The organism is Nocardiopsis sp. NRRL B-16309 (assembly GCF_001279585.1).
Lineage (GTDB): Bacteria > Actinomycetota > Actinomycetes > Streptosporangiales > Streptosporangiaceae > Nocardiopsis.
Map to the genome: position 1 here is coordinate 49,160 of NZ_LGEC01000080.1, position 14,954 is coordinate 64,113.

Annotated in this window: 13 protein-coding genes; 7 read left to right on the forward strand and 6 right to left on the reverse strand. The window is 71.7% G+C overall.

Annotation, left to right across the window (positions count from 1 at the left end; genetic code table 11):
* Positions 1-16 precede the first annotated feature (16 nt).
* The 3 genes from cutA to ADL05_RS16915 all read left to right on the forward strand — a co-directional run bounded on the left by cutA (position 17) and on the right by ADL05_RS16915 (position 1,762).
* On the forward strand, positions 17-352 hold the full coding sequence (cutA, locus tag ADL05_RS16905; protein WP_053618108.1) for a divalent-cation tolerance protein CutA: 336 nt from the start codon (positions 17-19) through the stop codon (positions 350-352).
* The gene (locus ADL05_RS16910; protein WP_053617936.1) at positions 349-972 is read left to right on the forward strand and encodes a hypothetical protein; all 624 of its coding nucleotides are present in this window, start codon (positions 349-351) and stop codon (positions 970-972) included. The genes cutA and ADL05_RS16910 overlap by 4 nt, the downstream gene beginning before the upstream one ends.
* Positions 973-1,102: 130 nt before the next feature.
* Positions 1,103-1,762, forward strand: a complete 660-nt coding sequence (locus ADL05_RS16915; RefSeq protein ID WP_053617937.1) for a GNAT family N-acetyltransferase — start codon at positions 1,103-1,105, stop codon at positions 1,760-1,762.
* 15 nt (positions 1,763-1,777) lie between these two features.
* Here the strand turns inward: ADL05_RS16915 and ADL05_RS32470 are convergent, their stop codons facing one another.
* From ADL05_RS32470 to eccCa, 6 genes are all read right to left on the reverse strand, one after another.
* A complete protein-coding gene (locus ADL05_RS32470) occupies positions 1,778-1,963 on the reverse strand; it encodes a hypothetical protein (RefSeq protein ID WP_156365879.1) in 186 nt (61 codons plus the stop codon).
* Positions 1,964-2,199: 236 nt separating this feature from the next.
* A complete protein-coding gene (locus tag ADL05_RS16930; RefSeq protein WP_053617940.1) occupies positions 2,200-3,561 on the reverse strand; it encodes a DUF6177 family protein in 1,362 nt (453 codons plus the stop codon).
* Between the two features lie 8 nt (positions 3,562-3,569).
* On the reverse strand, positions 3,570-4,028 hold the full coding sequence (locus tag ADL05_RS31830; RefSeq protein WP_053617941.1) for a hypothetical protein: 459 nt from the start codon (positions 4,026-4,028) through the stop codon (positions 3,570-3,572).
* Between the two features lie 5 nt (positions 4,029-4,033).
* Positions 4,034-6,925, reverse strand: a complete 2,892-nt coding sequence (locus tag ADL05_RS32295; RefSeq protein ID WP_053617942.1) for a DNA/RNA non-specific endonuclease — start codon at positions 6,923-6,925, stop codon at positions 4,034-4,036.
* Between the two features lie 56 nt (positions 6,926-6,981).
* The gene (locus tag ADL05_RS16945) at positions 6,982-7,350 is read right to left on the reverse strand and encodes a DUF6507 family protein (protein ID WP_053617943.1); all 369 of its coding nucleotides are present in this window, start codon (positions 7,348-7,350) and stop codon (positions 6,982-6,984) included.
* 123 nt (positions 7,351-7,473) lie between these two features.
* A complete protein-coding gene (eccCa, locus tag ADL05_RS16950) occupies positions 7,474-11,478 on the reverse strand; it encodes a type VII secretion protein EccCa (RefSeq protein WP_053617944.1) in 4,005 nt (1,334 codons plus the stop codon).
* 411 nt (positions 11,479-11,889) lie between these two features.
* On the opposite strand from eccCa, the gene ADL05_RS16955 reads away from it, so the two are divergent.
* The 4 genes from ADL05_RS16955 (at position 11,890) to ADL05_RS16970 (ending at position 14,952) form a co-directional block, all read left to right on the forward strand.
* On the forward strand, positions 11,890-12,219 hold the full coding sequence (locus tag ADL05_RS16955; RefSeq protein WP_053617945.1) for a hypothetical protein: 330 nt from the start codon (positions 11,890-11,892) through the stop codon (positions 12,217-12,219).
* 26 nt (positions 12,220-12,245) lie between these two features.
* The gene (locus ADL05_RS16960; protein ID WP_053617946.1) at positions 12,246-12,545 is read left to right on the forward strand and encodes a pore-forming ESAT-6 family protein; all 300 of its coding nucleotides are present in this window, start codon (positions 12,246-12,248) and stop codon (positions 12,543-12,545) included.
* Positions 12,546-12,614: 69 nt separating this feature from the next.
* Positions 12,615-13,574 carry a TNT domain-containing protein gene (locus ADL05_RS16965; RefSeq protein ID WP_053617947.1) on the forward strand — a complete coding sequence of 320 codons (960 nt, stop codon included), beginning with the start codon at positions 12,615-12,617 and terminating at the stop codon, positions 13,572-13,574.
* A 52-nt stretch (positions 13,575-13,626) separates the two neighbouring features.
* Positions 13,627-14,952 (forward strand): EsaB/YukD family protein, encoded by a 1,326-nt coding sequence (locus ADL05_RS16970; protein WP_053617948.1) that lies wholly within the window; start codon positions 13,627-13,629, stop codon positions 14,950-14,952.
* The last annotated feature ends 2 nt before the right edge of the window (positions 14,953-14,954 follow it).

The following is a 14,954-nucleotide window of genomic DNA, read 5'->3' on the forward strand; positions in this document are numbered from 1 at the left end:
GCCGTAAGGGGTGACCATGCCGCAGTCCGCGGACACCGTCCGGGTCGAGACCACCGTCGACGGCAGGGAGGCGGCCGAACGGCTGGCGGCGTCGGTGGTCGAGCACCGGCTGGCGGCCTGCGCCCAGGTGGGCGGCCCGATCCGGAGCTTCTACCGGTGGGAGGGCGCGGTCCAGGCGGACGAGGAGTGGACCGTGGTGATCAAGACGGCCGCCGGGCGCCTGTCCGACCTCACCGCGCACCTGTTGGAGATCCACCCCTACGACGTCCCCGAGATCGTGGCCGTCCCGGTCACCGGCGGCAACCCCGCCTACCTGGACTGGGTGCGCGAGGAGACGGCGGGAAGCGCGTGATCGCCGTCCTGCTGCCCCCGCCCCTGGGCGCGTCCTGGCGCGTGCCCGACCTGCCCGACCGGTTGCCCGATCACGGCGTTCCGGCCGTGCGGATCGGCGGCGGGGCCGACGACCGGCCGCCGTACGCCGGGCGCTACGTCGCGCACGCCAGCCTGGAGATCAACGCCGCGGTCGCCGCCGACGCCCGGATCGCGCTGGTCGCCGAGGGCGACGCCGGTCCGCTGGTGGGGGCGGTCGGCGCCGCCCAGCGGGCCGCGCACCGTCCGGTTCTCGCCTACGTGCTGGTGGACGCCTTCCTCCCGCAGCCGGGCAGTCCCACGCTGGCCGAGATCACCGCCGCGCAGTCCCCCGAGGGGGGAGTGGGGCCGGTACCGGGCGGCGCCGAGCCGGAACCGGGGGCTGGGGAGACCGGTGCCGGAGAACCGCCCGGGTACCGGACCGAGCGCCTGCCCATGGCCGCGGACTGGCCGGACGCGCCGTGCGGCTACCTGCTGACGCGGCCGGACCGCGCGCACGTGGCGCGTCTGGCGCGGATGCGCGGATGGGTCGTGCGCGAGGCCGACCCGCGGGACGCCCCGGCGGCCCTGGCCGGGCTGCTGACCGAGCTCCGCGGGATCTGACGGCGCTCGGCTGGGCCTTCGAGGCCGCGGGGAGTTTGGGGCGTCTGGGGCCCGATGGGAGTGCCGGGGGTGGTGTGCGGCCGAGCGAAATCCGGGTGACAGCGACCGGTCCGCTCCGGAGAATCGGCACATGATCAGTGAGCACTTCCCGCCCATGGGGTTGCGCGTACGCACCCCGCGACTCGAACTCCGCCTGCCGTCGATGGAGGACCTGGCGCGGTTGGGGGACGTCGCGGCCCGGGGGATCCACGCTCCGGAACAGATGCCGTTCGCCGAGCCGTGGACGGACCAACCGCCCCCGAAGGTGGCGCTGTCGGTGATCCAGTACAACCTGGGGAAGCTGGCCTCCTGGACGCCGGCGGACTGGAACCTGAACTTCGTCGTCGCGCACGAGGACACGGTGGTCGGCGTCCAGGACGTGGGCGCGAAGGACTTCGCGGTCCGGCGGCAGGTGGGGACGGGTTCGTGGCTCGGCCTGTCGCATCAGGGCCGGGGGATCGGCACCGAGATGCGGGCGGCCGTGCTGCACCTGGCGTTCGAGGGCCTGGGCGCGGAGTGCGCGGTGACGGAGGCGCACGAGGGCAACGAGGCCTCCCACGGGGTCTCGCGCCGGCTGGGCTACCGGCCGAACGGTGTCGACGTGGTCGCGGTTCGGGGCAAACCGGTGCGGGAGCACCGTTACCGGATCACCCGGCGGGACTGGGAGCGCAACCGCTCGGTCCCGGTCACGGTGAGCGGGCTGGAGCCCTGCCTGCCGTTCTTCGGCCTCGGCACGTCCGGGGAGGCCTGACCGGATCGTCTCCGGTCAGGAGGAGGTGCCGTCCGCCTTGGCGCCTCGCCGCCCGGCGAGGAACGCGAGGGCGAGCGCGGCGAGCAGACCGCCGAGCATGCCCGCACCGGAGAGCACACCGCTGACGATCGGCGCCCACGCGGGGTGCCCGGTGAACACCATGCCCAGGCCGACGGCCCCGAGCAGCGACAGGAGGGCCACCACGAGGATCTCGCGGGTCCGCCAGTACCAGGCCAGCGGGAAGAAGTGAAGTGGAGTCCGACCACGAGGGCGACCCAGCAGACGTCGGCCTCGCCGGGCGCTCCGAGCAGCCGCAGCACCTGGGCGCCGCCGAGGATCAGGACGACCTCCGCGGCCACCACCGCGCCGTAGAACGGTCCGAACCGGAGCGCGGGACCGGAGGGCGCACGGCCACCGGTCCGTGCGCACGCTTGTGATCAGGGGCGGCCGGGGGTGTCCGGCGGCCGAAGGTGGTCCATGAGGGCGCGGAAGTCCTGGAAGAGTTCGGTCTGGCTCCGGTCCTCGTCGAGCCGGTACCAGAGGGCCGGGGCCAGCCGTGGTCCCACCACCTTGGCGGGGACGGGAGCGCTGCGGGCCCGGTCCAGCCCGATCTCGCTCACGCCGGACGGTCCGATCGCCAGGCCGACCGGTGCAGAGGCTCCGGACAGGACCGGCCGGTGCTGGGCGTCGACGGCGCCGGGCACGCGACGCACGGTCAGTGTCTGCAGGGAGTCGGCGAACTCGGCGACCAGGTCGGGCACGTCCTCGGTCCGCACCGCGTTCCCGACCGCGAGGCTGGTGTCCTCCCGGACACCTTCGGCGACACGCCGGACGTCGAGGGTGCCCGAGAACGCGGGACCGGTGACCACGAGCCGGGTGGGCCGCGGAGCCCGGTCGCGGCACAGTCCGGTGATGCGGTCGGTGTCCCAGGCGGAGAGCGCGGGCTCCCTGGTGCCCCAGCCCTGTGGAGCCGAGGAGCAGAGCAGTTCACCGATCCGCTCGACCGTCTCGCCCACCCGGAGTCCGCCGGTCGCGCTGTGCAGCACCCGCAGGTCCACGACCAGCCCGGTTCCGCCGTCTCCGCGAGCGAGCGCGGGCGGGGTGCCGTCCCGTCGGGGCCGGTAGCCGAGTTCGTCGTCCCAGACGAGAGGAGCGCCGGTGGTCCCGTCGTGGTGGCCGTGCCCGCCGGGCCCCTCCACCACCCACCGGTGACCGGGAGCCGCGAGGATCGTGCGCAGCGGGTGGGTCAGGCGGGACGTGGCGGGGATGAGCAGGTGGAAGGCTCGGCCGTCTCCAGCGCCGGCCGACAGGGCGTCGGCCACGGCACCGGAGAACGGAACGACGCGCGCACCGATGGCGAGGACCCGGGCTTCGGCGGTCTCCACCAGAGCGGCGGGGTGGTGGGAGGCTCCGCGTGGCAGGTCCTGCGACCATGGAGCCCGAGGGCTCGGCGGCCATGCCGCGCCCCCGTGCCGTTCCACGAGGGAGGCGGCGAGCCGGTGGGCGGCCCGCGCCGCGTCCGCGTCGCCCGAGGGAGCGCGGACGTCCACCCACCAGGTGTTCGCGGTCAGCCCGTCCGCCGCTCGCGCGCCCAGGAGCCGGGTGACCTCCCACGGTGTCGCGATACCCCTCGGCGCCTCGACGGTGACCACGTGGCGGCCCTCACCGTCGCGCAGGCGCACGGCTCCGCCACGGTCGGCGCCCCAGATGCGCAGGTCGGGACCCGCCCGGTCGAGGGCGGAGACCATTCCGCGCACGTCCGGGAGTTCTTCGGTCAGAGCGACCACGTCATAGGTCACGGAAGTCCTCAGTCCTGCTCGGTCTCGGCCTCACGGAGCTTCTGCTGCAACCAGTCCGGAATGTGCTCCGGGTCCCGGGGGAAGTAGTTCAGATCCGTGGCGAAGCTTTCCGCACCGGGAAGAAGGTCATAGGGGGCGGGATTGTCATAGTTGAACTCGGTGGTGAATGTGCCTGGACGGACAATCTTGTAGATCATGGAGAACCAGGTTCCCTTGCCCTCCTGGTACATTCCAGCGCGAAGCTCCACGAACTTGGAGATCACGGTGTGAGGAAATCTTTTTCTCTGGGCCTCCCCATTCTCGAATTCAACGATCATGTCGTTCTCGGATCCAGTGATCAGGCTGGACACTTTGAAGGTGATCTCGTGCCATCCCTCAGGTGCGGCTCCGAGGAGATCTAGGCCGATGCTATGGAGGATCTCGTATTGCTCCGTCGGGTCCAGATGCCCTCTTTTGAAGGAGTTCATATCTCCTACCTTGGTCTTCCGTTAGGGAGGTTTTCGTATGTTTGTGGCACCTGGTCGACTCCGTTGATGGACCAGTCGACAGTGAATCTCGCAGGCGGTGGTGGGATGGTTCGACCTGTTTGCGGATCGATGACCGGCTTCATGGCGGGATCATATTCCGTGGTAACCCTGATATTGATGTCGGGGGGTTGAGGTCCGTTTTCGATCTTGGCCATCCACCGCTGGATCTCCAAGGCGCGTGCCTCTTCCGGTTGGATCTGGGCGAACGCGGCCCTCATCTTCCTCTCGTTGCCGAAGAGTCCGTCCCAGAGCATCTCCAGCCTGCGGAAGTTGTCGCCGATCCCCGTGCCTCGGGTCTTGTTGACGCTTTCCAGCATGGGGATGACGTTGAGTCGCTCGCCGGTGCCGCCCATTTCATTGCTGGAGATGAAGTGGCCGCCGTTCCAGTTCACCTCATCGTAGGTGAACGGGTGGTCCGGATCGTTGTTGAGTGCCCTGAAGTAGTCCCGTCCCTCGTGCCCGATGGAAGTCTGTTCGTTGTTCCTGACGGAGACTCCGCGGCGCAGGTCTCCCTCGACCGACACCGTTCTGCCCGCGTGGTCGGTCTTGTAGACGTATTCCGCGCCGGACTCCGGGTGAATGATCTTGTATGTGGCGTCCTTCCTGGGTGTGACGAGTTCGGGGTTGCCCTTCGCCGTGGTGCCGGGCTCGGTCTCGATGTGGACGATGGCGCCGCTGTCGTCCGTGATGAAGGTGCCCCGGCCTTCGACCACGTACTCCTTGTTGGGTTCGAGAGTGACGCCGTCGCCGAACCTGTCCCGTTCTCCCGGGAACCGCGCGTCAGTGTCCGGGATCGTCACGGGGTCGCCGACCGTGGGTGGTCTGTCGTTGCCGGAACCGCCTCTGGGCGGCCCGCCGCCGGTCAGATCACCGCTGGGGCCGCTGCTGCCAGCTCCGGTACCGCCGCCCGTGCCCCCGGTGCCACTGGTGAGACTTCCGCTGGGGCCGGACGAGCCGCCGTCCACGCGCAGGTCCCCGGAACCGCCGCTCGGGGTGTCGACGGGGCCGCCGCCGGACCCGCCGGTGCCGGTGTGCGCCGTGCCGTCGGCGACGGCGGAGGGGCCGTCGCCGTTGTGGGCTCCGGCCATCTCCGGGACCCGGTCACCGTTCACCGCGCCCTCGGGCAGACTGCCGTAGATCTGGGCCTGCACGTCCAGGTCGCCCGCGTTCTGCGCCGCGTACTCGTCGACCTCCTGGAGCATCCGCTCCACCTCGGCCGGGGTCGCCTGGGTGTCGATCTCGTCCCTGTCCCCGGCCGTGTCCCGCTCGCTCGCGCGGTCGTTCTCCTGCCCGGCCGACCCGGCCGACTCGTGCGCGCTCGTGGCCTCCGCGTCCCCCGGCGTGTCGGCGCTGTCGGCGCTGTCAGGTGCGTCCGCGCTGTCCGTGCCGTCCGAGGAGGAGGAATCCGACGTGTCACCGTCGCCGTGGGATCCGTTCGGCGACTCCGTGCCGCTCCGCTCCGGGAGGTCCCCGCCGGTGCCCGACGGGTCCGCGGCGTTCGACGAGGCGTTGTTGTTCTCGTGCAGTTGGCCGAGGGACGCGTCCAGGTCGGCGAACGCGGACTGGTCCGGGATCATCCCGTCGGTGCCGGAGACCTGCGTCCCGCCGGGACCCGAGGAGGAGCCGCCGATGCCGATCCTGCTCGGGTCGGGCATTCCGGAGGAGTCCACGCCGGCGTTCTCCGGGATCGAGGACGAGTCCGACCCCAGCACGTTGACGGCGCGGAACCCCGTCTGCAACCGGGAGAGGACCAGCGGCACACCCACGGGCGCACCGATGCCCGTCGCGCTCAGCACGATGCCGCCGACGATCGACCCGACGTTGATCACGCCCTGGGTGATGACGTAGGCGGGCCGGTCGTCCCACTCGTCGGTGGGCACGATGCCCTGCCCGACCTCGTAGGCGACCGGCGCGAAGTTGCCCCACCACTCGTCGACGCTGTCCACGCCCCACTGCTCGCCCTCGGGCTTGGTGGGATCGTAGAAGCCGGTGAGCAGGGACAGTCCTTCGAGGTTCTCGTCCATGTAGCCCGAGAAGTTGTCCCGGCCGTCCTGCTCGAAGTACGACCACGCCCACTGCCCGTCGTGCCAGACCCCGGTGAGGCCGCCCAGGTCCTGGGCGAATCCCGTGACCAGGTCGGCGCCCCCGTCCCAGGCGTCCACGTACCAGGGGTGGTCGAAGTCCTGGGAGGTGCCCCACGGCATCGCCGCGCCCTCGGGGACCTCCTCGAAGCCGTACGGGATCTCGTCGGCCCCGGGCTCGCGCCCGCCCAGCGCGTCCGCCGCGAGGAAGGTCGGCCCTCCGTACAGCGCGGTGATGGCGTTCGCGCACTCGCGCTCGGCCTCCTGGTACTCGGCCACCGCCGCGTTGACGTCGCTCAGGAGCGTCTCGTGCTCCTCGTGGAGGTCCTCGTCCTTGCGCCAGTCCTCGTCGGCGTTGATGCGTGTCCTGAGCTCGACCGCGTCGGCGCGCAGACCACTCAGCCGGGGCTTGAGCTCGCGGACCCGCTCCGCGAACGCGATGAGCGCGTCTCCGGTCGTGGTGGCCGCGGGTTCGATGTCGTCGCCCGCGGTCCCGACCGGGTTGACGGCCGCGAGCAGGGTCTCGGACTCGGGCGCCTCATAGATTCCGCTGAGGCCGCCCCATGAGGAGACGATGTCGCCGGCGCTCTCGGCGATGCCCGCTCCGGCCGCCTTGATGCTCTGGCCGAGGCCGTCCAGTTCGTCGGCGTCGATGCGGGGCACGGGGATCTGGCTCGGGTTGATGGCGCCGTCGCCGTAGCAGGCGCTGGCGTCGAGGTCGTTGAGGAAGGGGTCGTTCAGAGCGGATTCGCTCATGCGCCGTCCAAGGGGGTCGGGGGCGTGGGAGAAGGTCCGGGGGAGACACCGACGCGTCAGAGATTGGGGGGAAGGTCGTTCGGGTCGTTCGGGTCGAAGAGCACACCGGCGTTGGCCTGGGCTTCCGCCGCCATGTCCAACGCGCCGTCGCGATAGTGGTTGGTCGCGTCCGAGCACCCGGTGATGGCGCTGGCGGTCTTCTCGATCATCGACCGGCAGTCGGGCGAGCAGTGCTCCAGGAACCCGTTCAGGGCGATACTGACCGGCAGGCTGTCCGCACACGTCTCGGACGCGGCGACCACGGCGTCACCGAGGTCCCGGACGTGGCCGGTCAGCCCCGAGGTGCCTTCCTGGTCCCCCAGGTGCCCGTTGACGGCCGCCAGGACCGCGCCGACCGGCCCGGGCTGGATGTTCCATGCGGACACGCGCGCCTCCCGGCTGTGGGCAGTGCTGTGGGCGCACCGCCGTAGGGTTTCGTCACTGTGGGTAGACGTGCGTCCGCCATGAGTGGTTCGCGTTGGTTTCCGCTGATTCTCAACGGAATCCGGTCAGTGCTGGTCGGCGGCCCCGGAGTCGAGCAGGGCGGTCTGGATGAGGCGGGCCGAGCCGCCGCGGGTCACCCACTGGCCACGGCCGGGCGGCTGGGCGGTCGCGTACAGCCGGGGCAGGATCTGGCCCTCGCTGCGGTCACCGCTCATCACCAGCGCGCTCGTGCCGATCTCGCGCACTGACTGCACGAGCGGGTCGAACATGCCCCGGCCGGCTCCCGCGATGCGGCGGGCCACCACGAAGTGCAGGCCGATGTCGCGCCCGTTGGACACGAACGGCACGAACGGGGCCAGCGGCTTCTGGCCCGCCGTGGTGAGCACGTCGTAGTCGTCCGCGAGCACCACGATCCGCGGGCCCTTGATCGAACCGGGCTCCAGCGAGTCCAGGTCGCCGTCCTCGGGCATACGCGACTCCAGCTCCTTGGCCACGCCCGCGGCCAGTCCGGCGCACACCTTGGGGCTGCTCGCGTACCCGCCCGTGTACTCCTCGGGAACCACACCGCGCAGGGTGCGCCGCGGGTCCATCACCGCGAACACGAGCTCGTCCGACGGGTAGCGCTCCACGAGGCCCTCGGCCACGAGCCGGAGCAGGTTCGTCTTGCCGCACTCGCCGTCCCCCAGGACCAGCAGGTTCTGGTCGCGGTCGAACAGGTCCAGCAGCACCGGCTCCATGGCCCGCTCGTCCACGCCGATCGGCACGGCCTTGGGCTCGACCGCGGCGGTGGGCAGGCCGCGGGCGGGCAGTGTGTGCGGCAGGATGCGCACCTCGGGCGCGCGTGCGCCGCGCCAGGCGCGGTCCACGGCCGCGACCGCCTCCTCGACCCGCTCGCCCAGGTCGTCGTCGTGCGCCTCCAGGTCCAGGCGGGGCAGGGCCACCTGTCCGAACAGCTTCGTGTCGGTCAGCACGCGGCCCTGGGCCCCGGCGGCGATCGTCTCGGACAGCTTCCGGTCGATCTGCGACTCGGAGGAGTCGTTCAGGTGCAGCTCCACCTTCTGGCCGAAGTTGGACTGGGCGGCGATGCGCACGTCGTTCCACCGCAGCATGCCCGCCACCACGTGGATGCCGTAGCCGCCGCCGCGCTGGAGGAGGTCGGTGACGATGGGGTCGATGTCCTCGAAGTCCTTGCGGATCGCGCCGAACCCGTCGATGCAGAACACGACGTCGGCGCTGGCCAGCTCGGGGACCTCCCCCCGGGCGTGCCGTCGGCGGAGCTGCTGCACGGAGTCGATGCCGCGGGAGCGGAACACCTCCTGGCGGTGGTCGAGCATGCCCCGCACCTCCTCGACCGTGCGCCGCACCCTCTCGGCGTCGGTGCGCACCGCCACGCCGCCCACGTGCGGGAGCCGCGAGAGCGACTGCAGCCCTCCGCCCAGCAGGTCCAGGCAGTACACGGTGACCTGGTCGGGGGTGTGGGTCATCGACAGGGACAGCACGAGGGTGCGCAGCAGCGTCGTCTTCCCGCTCTGCGGGCCGCCGATGACCGCCGCGTGCCCGCCCGAGGCGGTCAGGTCCAACAGCCAGGGGCCCTGCCACTGCTTGGTGGCGTCGTCCAGCAGGCCGAGCGGAACGTTCAGCACGCCGTGGTCGCCGGGCAGCCGGAGCCCGCGGTCGGTCTCCTCGGGCTCGCCGGCCACCGCCGCCAGCGTCGTCGCCGACGGCAGCGGGGGCAGCCAGATCTCGCGTGTGTGCTCGCCGTGCCGGTCGAACTGGCCGACCATGACGTCCAACAGCGTCGGCCCGGTCGTCCGGGACGGCATGGCGGGACCGCTGTCGGCGGGCGCGCTGTCCTTCCCGCGCACGGGATCGTCGCCGCCGGTGTTGTAGGCGGTGTACGGGCGCACCGAGGGCCTGCCGTCGCCGGGCTCCTCCTCGGCCACCGGCCCGCGGTAGGCGCCGGACACGTACCCCGCCTTGAACCGCTGGTAGACGCTGGTGTCCACCTTCAGATAGCCGAACCCGGGCAGGGACGGCAGGTGGAAGGCGTCGGGGGTGTTGAGGACGGTGCGGCTCTCCTCCTCGGAGAACGTGCGCAGCCCGAGCCGGTACGACAGGTAGGTGTCCAGGCCGCGCAGCTTGCCGCCCTCGATGCGCTGGCTGGACAGCAGCAGGTGCACGCCGATGCTCCGGCCGATCCGGCCGATGGACAGGAACAGTTCGATGAAGTCCGGCCGTGCGGTGAGCAGCTCGCCGAACTCGTCGATGATCACGAGCAGGTGCGGCAGCGGCGGCAGGCTCGGGTCCTGCTCGCGCTTGAAGGTGTAGTCGCCGATGTTGGGGACGTTCCCGGCGTCGCGCAGCACCTGCTGGCGGCGCTGGACCTCGCCCGACAGGCTGGCGTGGACCCGCTCGATCAGCGCGGCGTCGTCCTCCAGGTTGGTGATGACGCCCGCGACGTGCGGCATGTCCTCGAAGGGGGCGAAGGTCGCGCCGCCCTTGTAGTCGACCAGCACCATGCTGACCCGCTCGGGCGGGTGGCTGGCGGCCAGCGCCAGGACGAGCGTCCGCAGCATCTCGCTCTTGCCCGAGCCCGTGGCTCCCACGCACAGCCCGTGCGGTCCCATCCCCAGCTGCGCGGACTCCTTGAGGTCGAGCACCACCGGCTGCCCCATGTCGTCGACGCCGATCGGCACCCGCAGGAACGCGCGCTCGCTTCGCGGGGCCCACATCCGCGGGACGTCCATGTCACCGGGGTCGTGCACGCCCATCATCGCCGGGAAGTCGACGCTGCCGCCCTCCTGGGCGGTCTCCTCGATCGACTCGGGGGACAGCCGCAGCGGTGCGAGCATGCGCGCCAGGCCCAGGGTGGTGGCGGCGGGGACGTCGTCGACGGTGCCGGAGCTCACGATCGGGTCGGAGCCGCGCAGCTCCTCCACGCGCACCTGGTCGCCGGTGACGGTGACGCGTACGTTGACGTCGCTGGGCTCGTCGACCTGGCGGGACACCAGGTGCAGCACGGTGACGCCCAGGTCGACGGGGTCGATGGCGTGGTCGGGGCGCACCAGCTCGGTGGCGACCCCGCCGTGGGTGTCGTGGATGACGAGCAGGCGCCGGAGCATCTGGTACGCCTCACGCTTGCCCATGCCCCGGCGGACCTCGGAGGCGAAGTCGGTGCGGGAGCGCAGTTCGTCGGCGAGCAGGCCGCCGAGCTTGCCCGGGTCCGGCGCGATCAGCCGCACGGCCGCGCCGCCCTCGCGCCGCTGGGGGTCGAGCACCTGGGGCAGCCACGGCAGCCACGTCCAGTCGTCGGCGCGCTCGGCCGGATAGGAGACGGCCAGACCGGCGTCCTCGGGGGCGTGGAAGGCGCCGAACTGGACGGCCAGCGCGCGCACGAGGCGCATGACGTCCTCGCGCTCGCCGATCACGCTCACGTTGCCCGCCATGTCCAGGGGGAGGGTGAGCGGCATCTCGGGGATCGACTCGAAGCGCCGGATGGCCGCCCTGGCCTCGGACAGCATGAAGGGGTCGGTGGGGGTGAGCGCCGTGCCCTGTTCGGCCAGGCGCAGGTGGCGCCCCTCGGTCAGACCCGTGCCCACGCGCACCCGCAGGAAGTCGCGGTTGCGGCGGCGGCGCTCCCAGAGCCGGGTGGGATCGCGCACGATGTCGTACAGCGCCTCGGGAGGAGGATCGAGCAGGCGGGCGTGCGCGCGCGTGCGCTGCTCCCAGCCGCTGAGCTCCTCGCGCAGCTCCTCCAGGTACTGCAGGTACAGCTCGCGCTGGTTGCGGCGCTGACGGCCGACCTGCCCCCGGCGCGAGAAGAGCATGGCGAGGGCGGCGAGCAGCGCGACGCACAGCATCACGGCGCCCAGCACCATGAACGCCGGGTTGCGCATCACCATCATGATCGTCAGTGACGCCATCATGCCCACCATCGGCAGGATGGTCATGAGCGGGTTGCCCTGCGCCTTGCCGTCGGGGAGGGTCGGCGGAGCCTCGACCTCGTGCGGCTCCTGCGCGGGAGTCGGGTGGACGGTCCGTGCCGGACGGTGCACGACGCGGAGGCTCATCGGCTTTCCTCTCGGCTCATGTGCGGGGGACACGAGTGACGTGCGACGTGCGGAACCCTATCGGAGGCGGACGGATCAGGACGTTTCGGAGCGAGGGGTGCGCTGACTCGGTCCCGTTCGTCTCCGGCGGGGGCGCCGGTTCGTGATGTGGGGTGTCGGTGCGATCCGTGGGGCGGCGGGGAGGCCGCGCTCGAACGTCGACCGTTGATGGGGGCGCAGCTTGTCCACAGGCCCGTCGTCGTCCCTGTTTCGTCGTGATCGTCCGCTGTAGTATCCGGAATTCCGAGCTGCGGGACGATGGTGCCCCGTGACCGGTTCCGGCACGATGGTGAACCACGGGCACCGTGCGCGCATCTTCCCCTACGCGAGGCGACCGCCTCATGTGGACCCCCGAGGAAAGCAGGTGAACGGATGTCACGCTGGGACGTCGGCGAGAGCACGCTGACCACGCTCTCGCAGAGCACCGCGGGCACTGGTGACGAGCTCTCCAGCCTCATCGGACAGCTCGTCCAGGCCGCTGAACCCCTGTCCGGCAAGTTCGACGGCCCGGGCAAGGCCGCCTTCGACTCGTTCAAGTCCAGGGCCGACGGCATCTCCGCCGACCTGAGGGCCGGGCTCGGCTCCATCCAGGAGGGCCAGTCGGGCGTCAACGTCTCGCTCACCAGCGGTGCCGAGACGATGGCCGACGACGCCAACCAGAGCATGGGCTCGGCCAACTTCGACGCCGCCAAGTTCCGCTGACCGACCACCCCTGAAGGAGCAACACGATGAGTGGACGCAACTCGTACGACGTCGGTGCCTCCCAGGAGGTCCAGGGCGACATCGGTACCATCGTCAGCCGCCTCGAGGCGATCATCGGCGAGCACGACACCGACGTCCGCCAGGCGATGGCCGACATGGAGATCGACGGTGTCTCCGAGGAGTACAACGAGAAGGAGATCAAGTGGCACAACGCCGCTAACGAGGTTCGTGCGATCATCCGTCTCGTCCGGGACACCCTGGAGACCAACGACGCCACCGCGGAGGAGTCCCTCGGCCGCGCGAGCACCGCGGTCGCCAACATCTGACCGCCGACGGCGGGACAGGCAGCCGTAACCACCACCCCGCGCACGCGGGACACCGCGAAGGAGTAGCTGTTGGCCCGCGACTACGACAGCCAACTTCTCGAATCCGTCGCCGTGCGCCGCCAGCGGTTGCGCGAGGCGGTGCTCTTCGGCGGCCAGCGCACGCGTCGCCGGTTGGACGAGAACATCGGCAAGGTGGTGATCAGCGCCTGTCTCGCCGCGGTCGTCTGCGGCGGGACCGTGGGCTGGTCCTTCGTCAGCAACACCCTCAGCAGCCAGCGGATCGAGCAGGAACAGGCCTCCTCCGGGCCCGCCAACAACGCCGTGCCGCCCGTTCCCGGCGACTGGGTCGGGGCGGAGGTGACCCTGGACATGCTGCGCGAGGAACTCGACGCCGCGGGCGTCCCCGACAGCCTGTACGTCCTGCCGGGCGACCTCCGGCCGGCCCCGGAGACCCTCGACAGCTACTACCTCGTCACCCAGGACTCGGAGGGCTACCTGGCCGCCGCCGTCATGGACTTCGACCGGGGCCGCCCTGGGCCGGAGTTCACGACCGAGGACCAGGCGGCGCGGTGGCTGTTCCAGGAACTGGCCACCACGGAACCCGAACCCGTGGTCCTCACGCCCGACGAAGAGGCGGCGGCCGAGGAGGCCACCACGGAGCTGGTCGACGGCGTCCACGCCGACCTGGCGGAGCGCAGCGGCGACTCCTACCTGCACACGATGGCGGCCGGGGACGTCCTGGACGCCTTCGGCCAGGAGAGCGGGCGGATCCTGAACCCGGACGGCACGCCCTTCGCCGAGCGCGGGCTGCCCGACTACGTCCGCACGGGGCCGGAGGGCGAGGGCCTCTACCACCGGTACCGGGTCCTGCACCCGTTCCAGGTGGGTGCGACCATCGCCTCCGGGGGCGGCGTCCGGTTCACCCTCGACACGGCCGGGTTCGCCGAGGTCCCCCCGGCACCCACCATCCGCTGGCTGATCGGCAGAGGGTACCTCGAACGGGTCGCGGTCACCGACGTCCCCGACTGACCACATGCGGATGCGCGAGCGGCCGTACCAGCACGACATTCAGGAGTAGGCGATGACTGCTTGGAGTCGGGTGACCCTCGTCGGCGAGGACCGCCGGGTCGACGCCGTCCTGCCCGCGTCCGAGCCCGTCGGCGCCCTCATGCCCGAGGTGCTCGACCTTCTCGGCGACCAGGTGGAGAACCCGGCTCGTCTGCGCCACCTGGTCACCGCCTCCGGGGCGGTGCTCGACGGGGACGTCACGCTCGCCGACCGGCAGGTCCCCGACGGGGCGGTGCTGCGGCTGGTACGCGCCGATGACCCGGTCCCGGCGCCGGTGGTGCACGAGGTGCCCGAGGCCGTGTCCCGGGCCCTGGACGAGCACGGCGGGCGCTGGTCGCCAGCGGCGGCCCGGTGGACGGCGACGGCTTCGCTGGCCGCGCTGGCGCTGGGAGCCGGATGGGTGGCCGTGGCGCAGTGGCCCGGCACCACGGGGCTGCTGGCTGTGGCGGCGGTCGCGGCCGTGCTGGTGGCGGTCGGCGCGGCCGTCGGACCGACCTGGCGCGAGCCGCTGGGGACCGCGCTGACGATCAGCGGTACCGCGATGGGCGGGCTGGCGCTGTGGTCGGCGTGCGACCTCCTCGCCTGGCCGGAGTGGGTCCGGTGGGGCGGGCTGGCCGCGCTGGCGGCGACGCTGGTCCTGCTGCTGGGACTGACGTCCGGCCTCGGCCGGGGCGGTCTGACCGGGGGAGGGGCGGGACTGGCCCTGACCGCGGTGTGGTCGGTGAGCGCCGCGTTGGGACTGCCCGCCGACCAGGTGGCCGTGATCGTCGCGGTGACCTGCGTCGTCCTGTTGAGCGTGCTGCTGCGGCTGGCGCTGATGTTCTCGGGTCTCGCGGTGCTGGACGACGAGCGCAGCTCCGGTGGTGCCGTCGCGCGCGTCGACGTGTTCACCTCCGTGGCGGGGGCACACCGCAGCCTGGTCATCGCGACGGTCTCCGTGGCCGTGGGAGCGGCCTGCGCCGGCGTGGGGATGGCCTCCGACCTCACGCCCTGGACGGCCGCCCTGCTGGTGGTGCTGGCGCTCGTGGTCGCCAGCCGGGCCCGGCTCTTCCCCCTGGTGGCGCAGAAGGCGGTCCTGGTGGCCGCGAGTCTGACGGTGCTGCTGAGCTTCCTGGCGTCCCTGACGCGGGCGGTGCCCTGGGGGGTGTGGCCCGCGCTGGGTGTCGCCGCCGCCGTGGCCGCGATCCCGGTCGTGGTCCTGTCCGTCGAGCAGCCCGAGCACGTCAGAGCCAGACTGCGCGGAGTGACCAGCAGGCTGGAGGCGATCGCCGTCGTCGTGATGGTGCCGGTGGCGATCGGAGCCTTCGGCACCTACGAGCGCCTGCTCGCGACGTTCTGACC